This window comes from Streptomyces sp. NBC_00996 (genome assembly GCF_045162675.1).
In the GTDB taxonomy this organism is placed as follows: Bacteria; Actinomycetota; Actinomycetes; order Streptomycetales; family Streptomycetaceae; genus Streptomyces.
On the sequence record NZ_CP108723.1, the window covers coordinates 621,917 to 634,395 of the forward strand.

Below are 12,479 nucleotides of genomic sequence, written 5' to 3' on the forward strand. Positions count from 1 at the left end.
GATCACGAGGTGGCCCGTGCCTGCCGCTGCATCCTCTCCCGTCCCTGCCGTGCTGGTGAAACTGGGGCCGCTGGACACCGGCCGGATCGCCGACCTGCGCCCCTACTTCGACTCGGTACCCGACCCGCGCGCACGGCGGGGCCGGTGGTGGAGCGAGATGTCGAAGCTCACCGCCGGATCGAGGCAGGGGCGACCACAGGCAAGCTGGTACTCGACCTCACCGCGCTGTGAGGCGACGTGTTCCCGGTGTGGTCGGTCAAGGCACGATCTCGACGTACCCGTCGGTTCCGTGCACGCGGATCCGCTGCCCGTCCCGGATCAGCCGGGTGGCCTGCTCCACGCCCACGACGGCCGTCAAGCCGTACTCCCGGGCGATCACTGCGCCATGGGTCATCAGGCCGCCCACCTCCGTCACCAGGCCCGTGATTCCGACGAACAGCGGCGACCAGCTGGGATCCGTGTAGGACGTGACCAGGATGTCGCCCGCTTCGAGATCGGCCTCCGCCATGTCAAGGATGACGCGGGCCCTTCCCTCGGTGGTCCCGGCGGAAACCGGTAGGCCGATCAGGGCGCCGGCCGGCACGTCGTCGCGCCGGTACGCCCCCGTGACGGCCTCACCGTCCGATGTGAGCACCCGGGGCGGCGTGAGCGCCTCGTACGACCGGAACGCGTCCTTGCGCTGCTCGATGAGCTGGGCATCCACGTCGTTGGAGCGCACGACGTCGTGGAGTTCCTGGAACGTGAGGTAGAAGATGTCCTCCTTCTCAGCAAGCACGTCGGCCTGCACAAGGCGCTCGGCCTCCGCCAACAGGGCCTGCTCGTAGACGAAGTAGCGGCTGACGATGCCGTACTTCGGGTACTCCCGGTACCCGATGAAGGTTCGGACCCGTTCGATCATCCGCCGGGCCTCGTCGGCTTTCTGGTCCCCGTCCGGCAGGGCCAGCAAGCGTGACAACACGTCCTGTTCCTTCTTCTGCGCCTTCTGTCGGCCTTCCTCAAAGCGCCGCTCGGCGGCGCCCGGCTCGAAGTTCCTGACGTTGTCGAGGATCACGGGCACGAGCGTGGTGGGGCGCTCGCGCCAACGCGGCCTCGTGATGTCGATCTCGCCGACGCAGCGCATGCCGTACCGGTCGAGGTAGGCCTCGGGCACAGCGTGGACGGGGCGGCGAGCGTGTCGCGGGAGAAGAGGGCCTGCAGGATCGCGCGGCGCTCGCGGTACGGCCGGGCAAGGAGTTCGGTTCCGGCGGTTTCCAGGACGTCGAACTTGGCCGCCTCTGGTGGCGATCGCCATCTGCAGGGCGGCGCTGACCAGCGCGGTATCGTGCCGCTCGCCCATCGCGTAGCCCAGGGCGCGGCGGGAGAAGGCGTCGTGGACGGAGGCGAGGTAGAGCGTGCCCTCGCCAGTGTCGATCTCCGTCATGTCGCCCCACCACAGCACGTCGGGTGTGATCGCGTCGAACTTACGTCGTACCAGGTCAGGTGCGGCACCCTCAACTTCCCCTGCAGTCAGGGTCTCTAGGCTACGAGGGGAAGGTCAGTGAGTCCTGACACCGGTTGTCGATGGGCGGCGACACCGACCGGTGTCGCCGAAGGTAATATCGCTGAGTTTCGACAGCACTTGGGTGCTTGCGGTGGGACGCTGAAGGTGCTCTGCGTGGTGAGGGGGCGCCGGTGCCACCAAGGTCATCGGCCGGCTGCCCGGCGAGACCAGCTGCCTCACCCTGGTCTGAGCCGTCCTGGACCGTGCCTCCCGCGGCCGGCGCGGTCTGACCATGACCATGCTTGCATGCTGGAAACGGGAGTTGAGTGCGCCCGTGGTCTGGGAAGGGGGCGTTCGTGAGGATCGGGTTGGTGAAGCGGCCTGAACGTGTTGCTGTCATCGGAGTGGGCATCCTCGGAGCCAGCGTGGGCTGGAACCTGTCCCGGCACGGCGCCAAGGTGGTCTTCATCGACGCAGGCCAGCCGGGCGAAGGCGTCACCGACTGGTCCTTCTCGTGGGTCAACGCCAGCAACAAGACCGCACGCAAGTCCTACTTCGACCTGAACGTCGCGGGCATGGCAGCGTACCGTGAGCTCGCCAGGACCATCGGGCCAGACTCATGGTGGTATCCCAGTGGCCACCTGCGCTGGGCAGATGATCCCGCAGCGGAGGCGAAGCTTCTGGAAACAGCTGGACTGCTGACTAGCTGGGACTACCGGGTCGAGCTGTGGACGGGGGCCGAGGTGCGCCGCCGCCTCGAACCTGCTCTCACGATGCCCGGCGAGGTTCCAGTCGTGTTCTACCCCGACGAAGCCTGGGTGCACGGACGTCATCTCGTCGGCCGCCTGGTCGGCCAGGCCGTTGCATCCGGCGCCGAGCGCCGGTCCGGCACCGCGGTCTGTGACATCGGCACCGGTGCCGACGGGAGCATCCGGACAGTTGCTCTATCCGATGGGAGCTGTCTCGACGTCAACATCGTCGTGAACGCAGCAGGCCCCGGCGCCTCCCACGTCGCCGGGCTCATCGCACGGCGCTTGCCGATGCGCCGGGAACCCGGCGCCGTCACCCGGATCGGCTGTGCTCAGGTCCCGGTTCACCGGGCCATGCACGCGCCTCACATCGAGATCCGTCCTGACGGAGACGCTTCGGTGGTCCTCCACAGCCGCGAGATCGACGCACTCATCGACACAGGCGAGGATCCAGCGGAACTCGCACGGCTGCTCCACGAATCGGCGCGGCACGTCGTTCCCGAGCTCGGCAACTCCCGCATCGCACAGACACGGGTAGCCAACCGGCCCATCCCGGCCGACGGATTCCCCTCGGTGGGAGCGGTGCCGTCTGTGCCGGGCTACTACGAGGCCGTTTCCCACAGCGGCATCACGCTCGGGCCGGTGATCGGCCGGCTGCTTGCTTCGGAGATCCTCAGCGGGAAGAGAGAGGAGATCCTTGCGGACTTCCGCCCGGAGCGGTTCCCCCCGTGACAGCCCGGGCAAGCGCCACCAGCACCGCGACCAGACGGGTGTGTTTCCGCGCGCCCGAATCAGGCTCGTAAAGCCGCGCCACCGCGTCACGCGAGCCGGCAAGACCGGACGGTCCTCCACCTCTGCCGCTCCACCCCGCGCACGAGTTACCCGCGTCTCGCGGTGGAGCGCCACGCCAAAAACCGTGTTGCAAGCGGCACCAGTTGGTGCCTGTGCGGCCAGGCGGCTTGACGCAGCGGTCCCAGTCGGCGAGATCGGACGCGTGACGAGTGCCCTCCGTCGGGGCGTACACCCCGGAGAGGATCTTGATGAGGGTGGACTTGCCGGCGCCGTTGTGGCCCAGCAGGCACAGAACTTCACCGGCGCGGACGGTCAGCGAGACGTTCGGTCACACGGGTGTGACGCCGATCGACAGTTGGCCATCTCGATCCATGGTTGGCCAGCGCCCCGTTTCGACTGCCCAAGGCAGGCCCAAGCGCCTGCCGGAGACTCGGCCGCTCATCTCGGTCGGTGACCCGCGTCACACTCGGCTCCTGTCAGCAATCGAGGCGCCGTCTCGTTCAAGGGGCACGCGAACGAGACAGGAGCAACGCCATGAAGCACCGCATCGTCGTACTCGGCGCCGGATACGCCGGGGCCTTCGCCGCCGGGAACCTGGTCCGCCGGCTCTCCCCCGCCGACACCGAGATCACCGTCGTCAACACCGAGCCCGACTTCGTCGAGCGGATGCGGCTCCACCAGCTCGCGATCGGCCAGGACCTCGCGTTCCGCAAGCTCGCCGACGTGTTCGCCGGTACCGGGGTGCGGCTGTGCCTGGCGCGCGTCACCGGCGTCGACCCCGAGCGCAGGACCGTCGCCGTGACCGGCGAGGACGGCGATGGCGAGCTCGCGTACGACACGCTTCTCTACGCGCTCGGCAGCTCCGTCGCCCACCATGGCGTCCCCGGCGTGGCCGAGTACGCCTTCGATGTGACCGGCCGGTCCTCGGCGCTGCGTCTGCGCGAGCGCCTGGCCGGCCTGGGCGAGGGCGGCACGGTGCTGGTCGTCGGTGAGGGGCTCACCGGCATCGAGACCGCCACCGAGTTCGCCGAGTCGCGGCCCGACCTTTCGGTCGCACTCGCCGCCCGCGGCGAGTTGGGCGCCTGGCTCTCCCCGAAGGCCCGCCGCCACCTGCGCCAGGCCTTCGACCGGCTCGGCATCACCGTCCACGAGCACACCGGAATCGAAGCCGTCGAGCCGACGCGGGCGATCGCCGCCGACGGTAGGTCCATCCCGGCCGAGGTGACCGTGTGGTCGGCCGGGTTCGCCGTGCACCCCATCGCGGCAGCCAGCGGCCTGGAGGTCGCCGGGACAGGCCAGATCGTCGTCGACCGCACCATGCGCTCGGTCTCGCACCCGGACGTCTACGCCGCCGGTGACTGCGCCTACGCGATCGGCGAGAACGGCCGGCCGCTGCCGATGTCCTGCGCCTCGGCCGGATTCACCAACATGCAGGCGACGGCCGCGATCATCGCGCGCCTGACGGGCAGCGAGGTCCCGACCACCGGGCTGAAGTATTACGGCAACCACATCAGCCTCGGGCGGCGGGACGCGATCTTCCAGATGGTGGACGGGGACGTCCGGTCGAAGTCCTCGTACCTGGGCGGCCGGACCGCCGCGCGGCTCAAGTCGGGCGTGCTCAAGGGGGCCGGGTGGAGCATCGCCCACCCGACCTTCGGCATGCCGAAGCGCAAGCGCCGCCTGGCCACCGCACCCGACCAGGCCGGCGTGAGGGCAGCCGCATAGGTTGTTCCGCATGGACAGCGCAGCCATCGATCGGTTCGAGGCCAGCCGGGGCCGGCTGGCCTCGCTCGCGTACCGTCTGCTCGGCTCGGCGGCCGACGCCGAGGACGCCGTGCAGGACACGTTCCTGCGCTGGCAGGCCGCAGACCGCGAACGGGTCGAGGTGCCGGAAGCGTGGCTGACCAAGGCCGTCACCAATCTCTGCCTCGACCGGCTCCGCTCGGCGCGGGCGCGCCACGAGCGCGCGGCCGGGGCCTGGCTGCCCGAGCCGCTCCTCGAGGGCGACCCGATGCTCGGCCCGGCCGACACCTTCGAGCAGCGCGAATCGGTGTCCTTGGCCGTACTGACCCTCATGGAGCGCCTCTCACCGGTCGAGCGAGCCGTCTACGTCCTGCGCGAGGCCTTCTCGTACAGCCACGCCGAGATCGCCGGAATCCTCGACATCACCGAGTCCGCGAGCCAGCAGCATGTCCACCGCGCCCGCATCCGGGTCGCCGCCGAGCGCCGCCGCGGCGGAGAGGCCGACCCCGCGTCCGCGCGCCGGGTCGTCGAGGAGTTCCTCGCCGCCGCCACGTCGGGGCGCACCGAACGGCTGGTGGCGCTGCTCACCGACGACGTGACGGCGGTCTCGGACGGCGCCGGACTGGCCAGGCGGCTGCTGCGGTACACGACGCGCGAGCGGGTCGCCTCCTACGTGCGGGCCGGCTTCAAGCCCACTCCGGCGAAGCGGCGGCTGGCCGGCGGCTCCCCCGCGATGCACATCGCGCTGGTCAACGGCTCCCCGGCCGTCCTCGCTGTGGTCGACGACCGGGTCGTGGGCGCCGTGGCGTTCGAAGTCAGTGACGGCAAGGTCGCGTCCCTGCGCGGCATCGCCGCCGCGGACCGACTCGCGCGCCTCAACAGGGCCTGGCGGCAGCACGAGCCCGACGCGCCGGTCATCAACGCATGGTGACCTGAGCCACCGGAATCCAGTGACCTGAGTGAGGTTGTGCTCGGTTGAGAGCGGGCATCCGGCTCCACCGGTCGCGTGTCAGCCTGTACGAGCAAAGATCCAGCACCAGCTCGTTGTCGGTTTGGACTTCGAGACAGAGCGCGAGCGGCATCGGAGGGTTACGCAGGAACGCGACGGCGGACTCGGTGAATTGGACCCTGTCGTTGCCGAGGTGGGTGATGCCTTCGGATTCTTCGAGCGCGGCGAGCCACTCGGCATGGCCCTCGTCCACCACAGCGGTGCAGGTCGTGACGGTGCCCGATCTCGCTTCGGTGGCCCGCAGGATGTCGTCGTAGCGGGCGTGGTCGATGACGGCCTGTACCGCCGCCTCGAAGCTCGGCAGCCCCACGCCGACTTTCCTGGGGGCATAACCCTGTGCCCGGGCGTAGGCGATCCACGCCAGCCCTCCCGCCACCTCCACGACGTGGCCGACCTGGAATCCGTCCTCATGCCCGTCGTCCAGGAGTACGAAGAAGGTCTCCTCGCCGCGCGCGTGCTGACCGGGTTTCGCCTTGCGCGGGTATAGCCTCCGCTGCTTCAGCAGCTTCTTGAGGGACGGGCCGATGTTGGCCGCGCCCATGCTTCCTCCCGGCGTCAGCGTTGCCCTGGGTCGCGCCTCAACTCGGCACTATTGCTTGGGTGTTACTGCCCACCGTGCCAGTTGCCACTCCCGGCCGGACGTTAAACGTGACGGCCGTTACTGGAGCTCCTCGGGCAGGCACGCCGGGGGTCGTTCCACGGACGACCGCTTCCACCCCTGGGTCTCGGACCAGCTCACGACGTTCGGGTACGTCAACTACCAGGCCTCGGGTCAAGGACACGCATGATCGGAATTGCAGTGATCGGATTCATCGGAGCCGCCGCAATCACCTTCGGCGTCACGGCGTTGACCGTCTCGCCGTCGGCGTCGCCACACAAGACCCTCGCCGCGCACGCGCCTTGCACGTCGACGACAAGTCGGCCCGGGTCCACCGCTTCCAGGCCGCCACGGTGAAAAGCGCGCAACAGATCATCGCCTCGCTGGGCGTGAGCGAACCGGCCGAACTGCGCCCGCACATGCTGCGCCGGCGCGTAGACCCGGTCACCGTCCAGTCCTACGCGGAGCTCTACGACTGGCTGGCCCCCGGCCAGTTGCTGATCGCGCCGCCCGAATCCTGGGCAGCGCACTGGAAGGCCGCCGATCCCGACCGCTTCAACGCATGACACATCGCGCGGCCGTGAAAGGACGCGGCGCGCCATCGAAACCAGCACCTCGCCGGCCAGCGAGCGGGCGATGGCCCACTCATCCGGCGACAGTTGCTCCGGGCCCGGTGGTCGGTGCGTTTCTTTGAGTTCTTTTCGTCTGCTCGTGCAACTCGATGGCGGCCGCGCCCTCGGGCCTGTTCGGATGGAGGTGAGCACAACAGAACACTCTGGGCAGTTGTGAACTCGGGTGCGTTGAGGCGCGATGGCGTTTCGGAGGCGTGGGACGGGCGTGGTGAGGGACTGCTGCCGTTGAAAACTTCCGTGTGGCAGCGCACTCTTGGCGGAGCCGTTTCGACCGTGCAGGCCAGATGGAGGCGCCGGATGCAGCAGTCAGAGGACAAGCTCCTAGCTGAAGCCCTCGGCCGCATCAACCGCGGTGGGAAGATCGCCTCCCGATTCCTCAAGAACGACATCAGTGAGTTCGACCGCGAAGTGCCGCTGGGTTTCGATCGGGCTCTTGAGCGCGTCCGCACTGTACTCGTGGGGCTGACTCCAGGCGTGAATCCGGAGTTGGTGGAAGCGGCAACGGACCGAGTGACTCTGCGCGTGCTCACCGGAGGCGGGGCCCTCAACATGAATCCGGTGGTGGTCACCGTCGATGTGACGCGCAGCGGCGAGCGGACCACCCTGCACGTGCGGGCGATTGCGAAGGAGGGTCTGATCAAGCAGCGGGCAGGCCAGAAGACAGCCGAGCGCATCGCGGCGCTGCTGGACGGAGCCAGCCCGAGTCCATGAGCCGCATGCGCCGTGACGAGTACCGAAAAACACGTGCACAGATCTGGCAGGCCAGCCGCGGAGAATTGACGACGGCCCCGACCGCGCGTTGGGCGCCGTCACGGCCTCCCGGCACGCGTGACGCCTTTCCTGGCGGATATTCGCGGCTGCCCGGCTGGGACGTGCGGGCGCTGCCGAGGTGCCGGGCGGTGTCACCGGCCGCCGGTAGTGTGGCGCGGAGCATCGTGGGCACCACAGACACCCGGCTCGTCGCGCTGCGTGGGAACTCGGCTTCGGGGAAGTCCAGAGGAACGCAGGTCGGAGACGAGGGCTGTTTCGAACCGGGCTTGCTGCTCGGGGGTGTGGGTGACACGGCTGGGCAGTCCGGCGAAGTGCCGCCAGGCGATGTTGCGTTCCTTTCCCCGCCATGCGGAGGGGTCACCGATGAGGGCGGCCCAGAGAGGGTTCCAGGAGATGAGGTTCCAGGCGGAGTCGTGGACGCTGAGGGGAGTGTTGCGCAGCTGGTCGAGCAGCCGCTGGACGCTGGGCGGGATGTGCGGGGAGACGTGTCCCGCGGTGGGCGATGCCTGTCCGGAGAGCAGTTAGAGGTGGTCGCGTTCGGGCTCCGACAGGTATAGGGCGCGGGCGAGCGAGGCGAGCACCTGCGGGGAGGGTGAGGTGGCGCGTCCTCGTTCCAGGCGGACGACGTAGTTGACGGAGAGGCCGGCGAGCTGAGCGAGTTCCTCGCGCCGCAGGCCGGGGGCCCGGCGGACGCTGCCCACGAAAAGTCCGAGGTCCTTGGGGCTGGTCCGGTCGCGCCAGTGGCGCAGTGCTTGGCCGAGGGTTGCGGGATCGTCGTTCACGCTGCCATTGTCCGCCCGGGACCGGGCGACAGCCTGGTACTGCCCGACCCCCCGCTGATGCGGGCTCTGTCTGTTCCTGCGCGGGGCGCGCAGGCTGAGAGACATGACAGCCACCGTTATCACCGGGGCGAACAAAGGCCTCGGCTTCGAGACGGCCCGCCGCCTCATCGAGCAGGGCCACACCGTCTACGCAGGAGCACGGGCTGTGCACCGCGGGGCCGAGGCCACCAAGGCCCTGGGCGCCCGTCCACTCCTGATCGACATCACCGACGACGCGTCGGTCACCGCGGCCGCGGCAACTGTGCGGGCCGAGGCCGGACACGTCGACGTGCTGATCAACAACGCCGGCATCGCCGGCCCGACCGCCGCCACCGGCGAACTGACCGCTGCCGACCTACTCGTCCGCGTAGCGTTGTACGGCCTCGCCGGAGAGCCCGAGTTGCAGCGAGCGGTACGGCAGAGGCTGGAGCTGCAGATCGCGCTCCGGATCCCACTGGACCCGCGTCGGCGCCTGCCGCAACTGTCGTTTCCAGTCGGTCTGGTCGGCGTGCAGCCCACGGACGTAGTGCGAGAGGCACGCGTTGCGCAAAGCCCAGACGAACCCCTCACGGCTGATCTCGACGGCCAGCACGGTCTCCTGCCCCTCCTTGCGGCCCCAGCCGCAGCGGTACATCATCCACAGAAACGAGGGCTTGATCCATGTCATCCGATCCCGCTTCCACGTGACGGGGAAACGGCCCTCACGCACGGCAGGCAGGCCGACGGCCGGAGAGTACGCCTGGTAGATGGTGACGGTGGATGCCGTGTAGAGCGCGCGGATCCCGCGTTGCGGTTCTTCCATGGGGTACAGGGTGGGGCTGACGGGAATCGGTCGGCCATTGATTTTAGAGCGCGTCAGGGCCGGTGCCCTCAGCCCTCCGCGGGTCCGAGCGCAGACGCGGACCGTCCAGGTCGGGATCAATCGGCTGGGCACCTGCAGGCGTGTGGGGCGTCAACAGCGCAACCCCTGTTCGTCTTCGATGGCTTCGGCAGCCCTCCCCGTTCGAGACGAGGCCGCTTCCTGTTGTTTCCCGCCCCCTGTCCTGGGCTTCATGCGCCCGAGCCTCGGGAGTCGTAGCGGTTGTTTGAGATGGGTCGCGCACACGGCCGCAAGACATTGCCCCCACCGGCCATCATCGCGCCCCAGCCGTGAGGAAGTCATGGACCACAATGCCCTCGGCAGACCCGCTCGAGGTACCGCCCGCGTGCGCGCGGGCCTCGGCGTCGCCGCCGTACTAGCCATCGCCCTTCCCTCCCTGATGCCGACCGCAGCGCAGGCCGACCCCGCGAACTCCGCGGCGACCATGCAGTGGGCGGCCGAGACCCTCGCACCCGGCGTACAGGTACGTACCGGCACCATCCGGAACGTCGACGTCACGCCCACCTGGACGGTCGCAGTTCAGTCCCCGGGCGTCAGTCGGCTGACCGGCGCCGCGACCTGGTCCGAGGTCGGCACCCAGAGCTGGGCCGACGCCACGGAGCGGAAGCTGCGCGACGCGGGTTTCCAGCCGCGCGTGGAGAGCGTCCGGTGGCCCGATTACTCCGACGCCCCGCACGGAGTGATGGGACTTCGGGTACGGGTCGGCTCCTTCTCCACACAGGCCGCCGCCCAGTCCGCGGCGGCGGCGATCACCTCGGCCGGCTTCCACGCTTCGGTCGCCTGGACCGGCTACGACATCCAGCAGCCCGCCGACCGGGAAAACGTCCATGTCGCGTTGATCGACCCACGCGTCTTCAACGGCACCGTCGAGGGCACCCACGGCGGCAATGTCGCACAGCGGAAGACCACCTCGTCGGTCGCCGCTCAGCTGAACTCGCTGGTTGCCGTCAACGGCGGCTTCTTCGTGACCTCGGACGCCGACGGCGTCCAGGGCACCACGTCCGGCCTGGGCGCCTACGACGGCCAGTTGGGGTCGATGGCGGCCGGCTCGCGGGCCGCGCTGATCCTCGGGGACGGCGGCAGCCACATCCGTGTGGCCGATCTGACCACCACCGTCACCGCCCGGGCCGGAAACTCCTCATACCGGATCCAGGGCATCAACCGGGTCCCGGGACTGGTGCGCGACTGCGGCCGTACCGGCACCACCCCCAGCGACCTGCCCTGGCAGGACGTCACCTGCCGACTGACCGACGACCTGGTCCGGTTCACCCCCGAGTTCGGCGCCGACCTGCCCACCGGGCCCGGCGTCCAGGCGGTGCTCGACGCATCCGGCCGGGTGGTCTCGGTCGGTGCGCGCGTCGGCCGGGTACCGGCGGGCGGGAGCGTCCTGCAGGGCATCGGCGGTGCTGCCGACTGGCTGACCACACACGCCGATCCCGGCAGCCGAATTCGAGTCGCCGAGGTCATCCGCGACACCAGCGGCCGACGGGTCGAACTCGATGACGACGACTCCATCGTGAGTGCCGCGCCCACCCTGGTGAAGGACGGCCGCATCGACATCGACGCGGTCGCCGAGGGCGTTGTCGACCCGCAGGACCTGTCCTTCGGATACGCCTGGGCCAACGTCCGCCAGCCGCGCACCATGGCCGGTGTCGATAGGAAGGGCCGACTGATCCTGGCCACGGTCGACGGGCGGCAGACCGGTGGCAGCGAGGGCTTCACCCTCCATGAGGCGGCCGAGTTCATGCGCTCGCTCGGCGCTGTCCAGGCGCTGAACCTCGATGGCGGCGGCTCCACGGCCATGGCCGTCCGCGGAACCCTGGTCAACAACCCCTCGGACACGACCGGTGAGCGCGCCGTCGGGGACACGGTGCAGGTGATCCCGGCACAGGCCGACTGACCACGGTCATCGCTCCGCCGCCGGGCGACCGCTGGGCGGCGGAGCTGGCCGGGGCGTCGCCGACTGGCGGCTTGCGTCGGGCGGTCGCGCCGGCGGAAGCGGCGGCCGCGCGGCACAGTCGACTTGTCCCTGACTTCCGGGGCGGGCGCGACACCGGTCGGGCAAGGCGCCGCCCAGTTCGTCCCGCACGAGGTAATTAGCTTGACCCCCGTCCCGTCCAACCCGCTGTACCCCCCGCCGCCGGGCTCGTCTGAGTCGCCGCTGAAAACGGCGCCTGTCTGATCACCGTCAACGCCGAGCCGACCCCGTACGACAACCGCGCCGACGAGGTCATCCGCGAACCCATCGGCACCGCACCGCCCCAGCTGCCGCGTCGGCTCCGTGCCGAGCACGACCAGGAGGCCCCTCTTCCACCGTCCGGCCGCCACCCATTCCGTTGCCCGAGGCACCTCCCCGAGGCACCTCCCCGCGGCAGCTCCGGCTCAACGCCACGGCCGGCCAAGGCCGGTCCCGGTTCCGGTGCTGTGGAGATCGGCAGCGTGTCTTCCTGGCCGGCGACACAGTCCCCCGCCCGGCCCCCGTGTCTCGACGGTCGGCTACAGATCGGGCGGTCGGCTTGGTCCGGTGGCGCGGACGTCGCGGTCTGAGACAGCGACCGCGGTGCTCCGGGTGGCCGGGGCGGCGCCCCGGGCTACGGGCTGTTGCCGCGGCGCTTGCAGTGACTGACGCGGGCTTGGTGTCGGCGTCGTCGGTGCCGGGTTGACCGGTGGAAGGCGTGGCCGATCGGTGTGGGGCGGCGGTGGGCGTCTGATCGCGGCGAGGCTGAGGTCGATGAACCTTCGTCACCCCCGTCGCGGGCACGCCCGTGGCAGACGGACACATCACCGCAGCAAGCACGGTCCCCTACAGGATCTGGGGCGGCCCCGGTGGACCCCCGGCGGGGGGACGGCGCGGCTCCGGTGCGGCTGGCTGCCGTCGTCTCGAAGCTGGGCGTGGAGTCCATGGTTGGCGGTGCCTTCGACGGGGACGGACTGCGCTATGTGACCGTCGGCCCGTCCCGGGCGTGTGCCATCGCCCCGTCGACGTCATCCAGCGCAGGGCTGC

Annotated in this window: 8 protein-coding genes and 7 pseudogenes; 8 read left to right on the forward strand and 7 right to left on the reverse strand. The window is 69.8% G+C overall.

The window, feature by feature from the left end; genetic code table 11:
* Window positions 1-256 precede the first annotated feature (256 nt).
* Both OG390_RS03210 and OG390_RS03215 read right to left on the reverse strand, forming a co-directional pair.
* A pseudogene (locus OG390_RS03210) lies at window positions 257-1,144 on the reverse strand (PEP-utilizing enzyme); the annotation flags it as partial.
* A 132-nt stretch (window positions 1,145-1,276) separates the two neighbouring features.
* Window positions 1,277-1,438: pseudogene (locus OG390_RS03215) on the reverse strand (DDE-type integrase/transposase/recombinase); the annotation flags it as partial.
* A 413-nt stretch (window positions 1,439-1,851) separates the two neighbouring features.
* On the opposite strand from OG390_RS03215, the gene OG390_RS03220 reads away from it, so the two are divergent.
* Entirely contained in the window at window positions 1,852-2,961 is a 1,110-nt protein-coding gene (locus tag OG390_RS03220; protein ID WP_406164888.1) for an NAD(P)/FAD-dependent oxidoreductase, read from the forward strand.
* Window positions 2,962-3,229: 268 nt separating this feature from the next.
* On the opposite strand, the pseudogene OG390_RS03225 reads toward OG390_RS03220, so the two are convergent.
* Window positions 3,230-3,337 (reverse strand): annotated as a pseudogene (locus OG390_RS03225) (ATP-binding cassette domain-containing protein); the annotation flags it as partial.
* Window positions 3,338-3,555: 218 nt separating this feature from the next.
* On the opposite strand from OG390_RS03225, the gene OG390_RS03230 reads away from it, so the two are divergent.
* Window positions 3,556-4,746, forward strand: a complete 1,191-nt coding sequence (locus OG390_RS03230) for an NAD(P)/FAD-dependent oxidoreductase (protein WP_406164889.1) — start codon at window positions 3,556-3,558, stop codon at window positions 4,744-4,746.
* A 10-nt stretch (window positions 4,747-4,756) separates the two neighbouring features.
* Window positions 4,757-5,695 carry a sigma-70 family RNA polymerase sigma factor gene (locus OG390_RS03235; RefSeq protein ID WP_406164890.1) on the forward strand — a complete coding sequence of 313 codons (939 nt, stop codon included), beginning with the start codon at window positions 4,757-4,759 and terminating at the stop codon, window positions 5,693-5,695.
* On the opposite strand, the gene OG390_RS03240 is transcribed toward OG390_RS03235, so the two are convergent.
* Entirely contained in the window at window positions 5,682-6,314 is a 633-nt protein-coding gene (locus tag OG390_RS03240) for a hypothetical protein (RefSeq protein WP_406164891.1), read from the reverse strand. The two genes, OG390_RS03235 and OG390_RS03240, sit on opposite strands and share 14 nt — an antisense overlap.
* Before the next feature lie 323 nt (window positions 6,315-6,637).
* Between OG390_RS03240 and OG390_RS03245 the strand changes: the two are divergent.
* A pseudogene (locus tag OG390_RS03245) lies at window positions 6,638-6,937 on the forward strand (FMN-binding glutamate synthase family protein); the annotation flags it as partial.
* A 363-nt stretch (window positions 6,938-7,300) separates the two neighbouring features.
* Window positions 7,301-7,714, forward strand: a complete 414-nt coding sequence (locus OG390_RS03250; RefSeq protein ID WP_406164892.1) for a hypothetical protein — start codon at window positions 7,301-7,303, stop codon at window positions 7,712-7,714.
* A gap of 191 nt (window positions 7,715-7,905) precedes the next feature.
* Here OG390_RS03250 and OG390_RS03255 read toward each other — a convergent pair whose 3' ends face one another.
* Together OG390_RS03255 and OG390_RS03260 are read right to left on the reverse strand one after the other, a co-directional pair.
* A complete protein-coding gene (locus tag OG390_RS03255) occupies window positions 7,906-8,295 on the reverse strand; it encodes a hypothetical protein (RefSeq protein WP_406177470.1) in 390 nt (129 codons plus the stop codon).
* Window positions 8,296-8,556 carry a helix-turn-helix domain-containing protein gene (locus tag OG390_RS03260; protein ID WP_406164893.1) on the reverse strand — a complete coding sequence of 87 codons (261 nt, stop codon included), beginning with the start codon at window positions 8,554-8,556 and terminating at the stop codon, window positions 8,296-8,298.
* A 103-nt stretch (window positions 8,557-8,659) separates the two neighbouring features.
* On the opposite strand from OG390_RS03260, the pseudogene OG390_RS03265 reads away from it, so the two are divergent.
* Window positions 8,660-8,953 (forward strand): annotated as a pseudogene (locus OG390_RS03265) (SDR family NAD(P)-dependent oxidoreductase); the annotation flags it as partial.
* Here OG390_RS03265 and OG390_RS03270 read toward each other — a convergent pair.
* Window positions 8,954-9,397: pseudogene (locus OG390_RS03270) on the reverse strand (DUF4291 domain-containing protein); the annotation flags it as partial.
* Between the two features lie 358 nt (window positions 9,398-9,755).
* Between OG390_RS03270 and OG390_RS03275 the strand changes: the two are divergent.
* Both OG390_RS03275 and OG390_RS03280 read left to right on the forward strand, forming a co-directional pair.
* Window positions 9,756-11,375: a phosphodiester glycosidase family protein gene (locus tag OG390_RS03275; protein ID WP_406164894.1), complete on the forward strand. Its 1,620-nt coding sequence runs from the start codon at window positions 9,756-9,758 to the stop codon at window positions 11,373-11,375.
* Window positions 11,376-11,602: 227 nt separating this feature from the next.
* Window positions 11,603-11,761, forward strand: a pseudogene (locus OG390_RS03280) (NAD-dependent deacetylase); the annotation flags it as partial.
* Between the last annotated feature and the right edge of the window lie 718 nt (window positions 11,762-12,479).

Coding starts and splice junctions, on each gene's coding strand:
- OG390_RS03230 (WP_406164889.1), top strand. CDS start 3,556: ATGAAGCACCGCATCGTCGTACTCGGCGCCGGATACGCCGGGGCCTTC.
- OG390_RS03235 (WP_406164890.1), top strand. CDS start 4,757: ATGGACAGCGCAGCCATCGATCGGTTCGAGGCCAGCCGGGGCCGGCTG.
- OG390_RS03240 (WP_406164891.1), bottom strand. CDS start 6,314: ATGGGCGCGGCCAACATCGGCCCGTCCCTCAAGAAGCTGCTGAAGCAG.
- OG390_RS03250 (WP_406164892.1), top strand. CDS start 7,301: ATGCAGCAGTCAGAGGACAAGCTCCTAGCTGAAGCCCTCGGCCGCATC.
- OG390_RS03275 (WP_406164894.1), top strand. CDS start 9,756: ATGGACCACAATGCCCTCGGCAGACCCGCTCGAGGTACCGCCCGCGTG.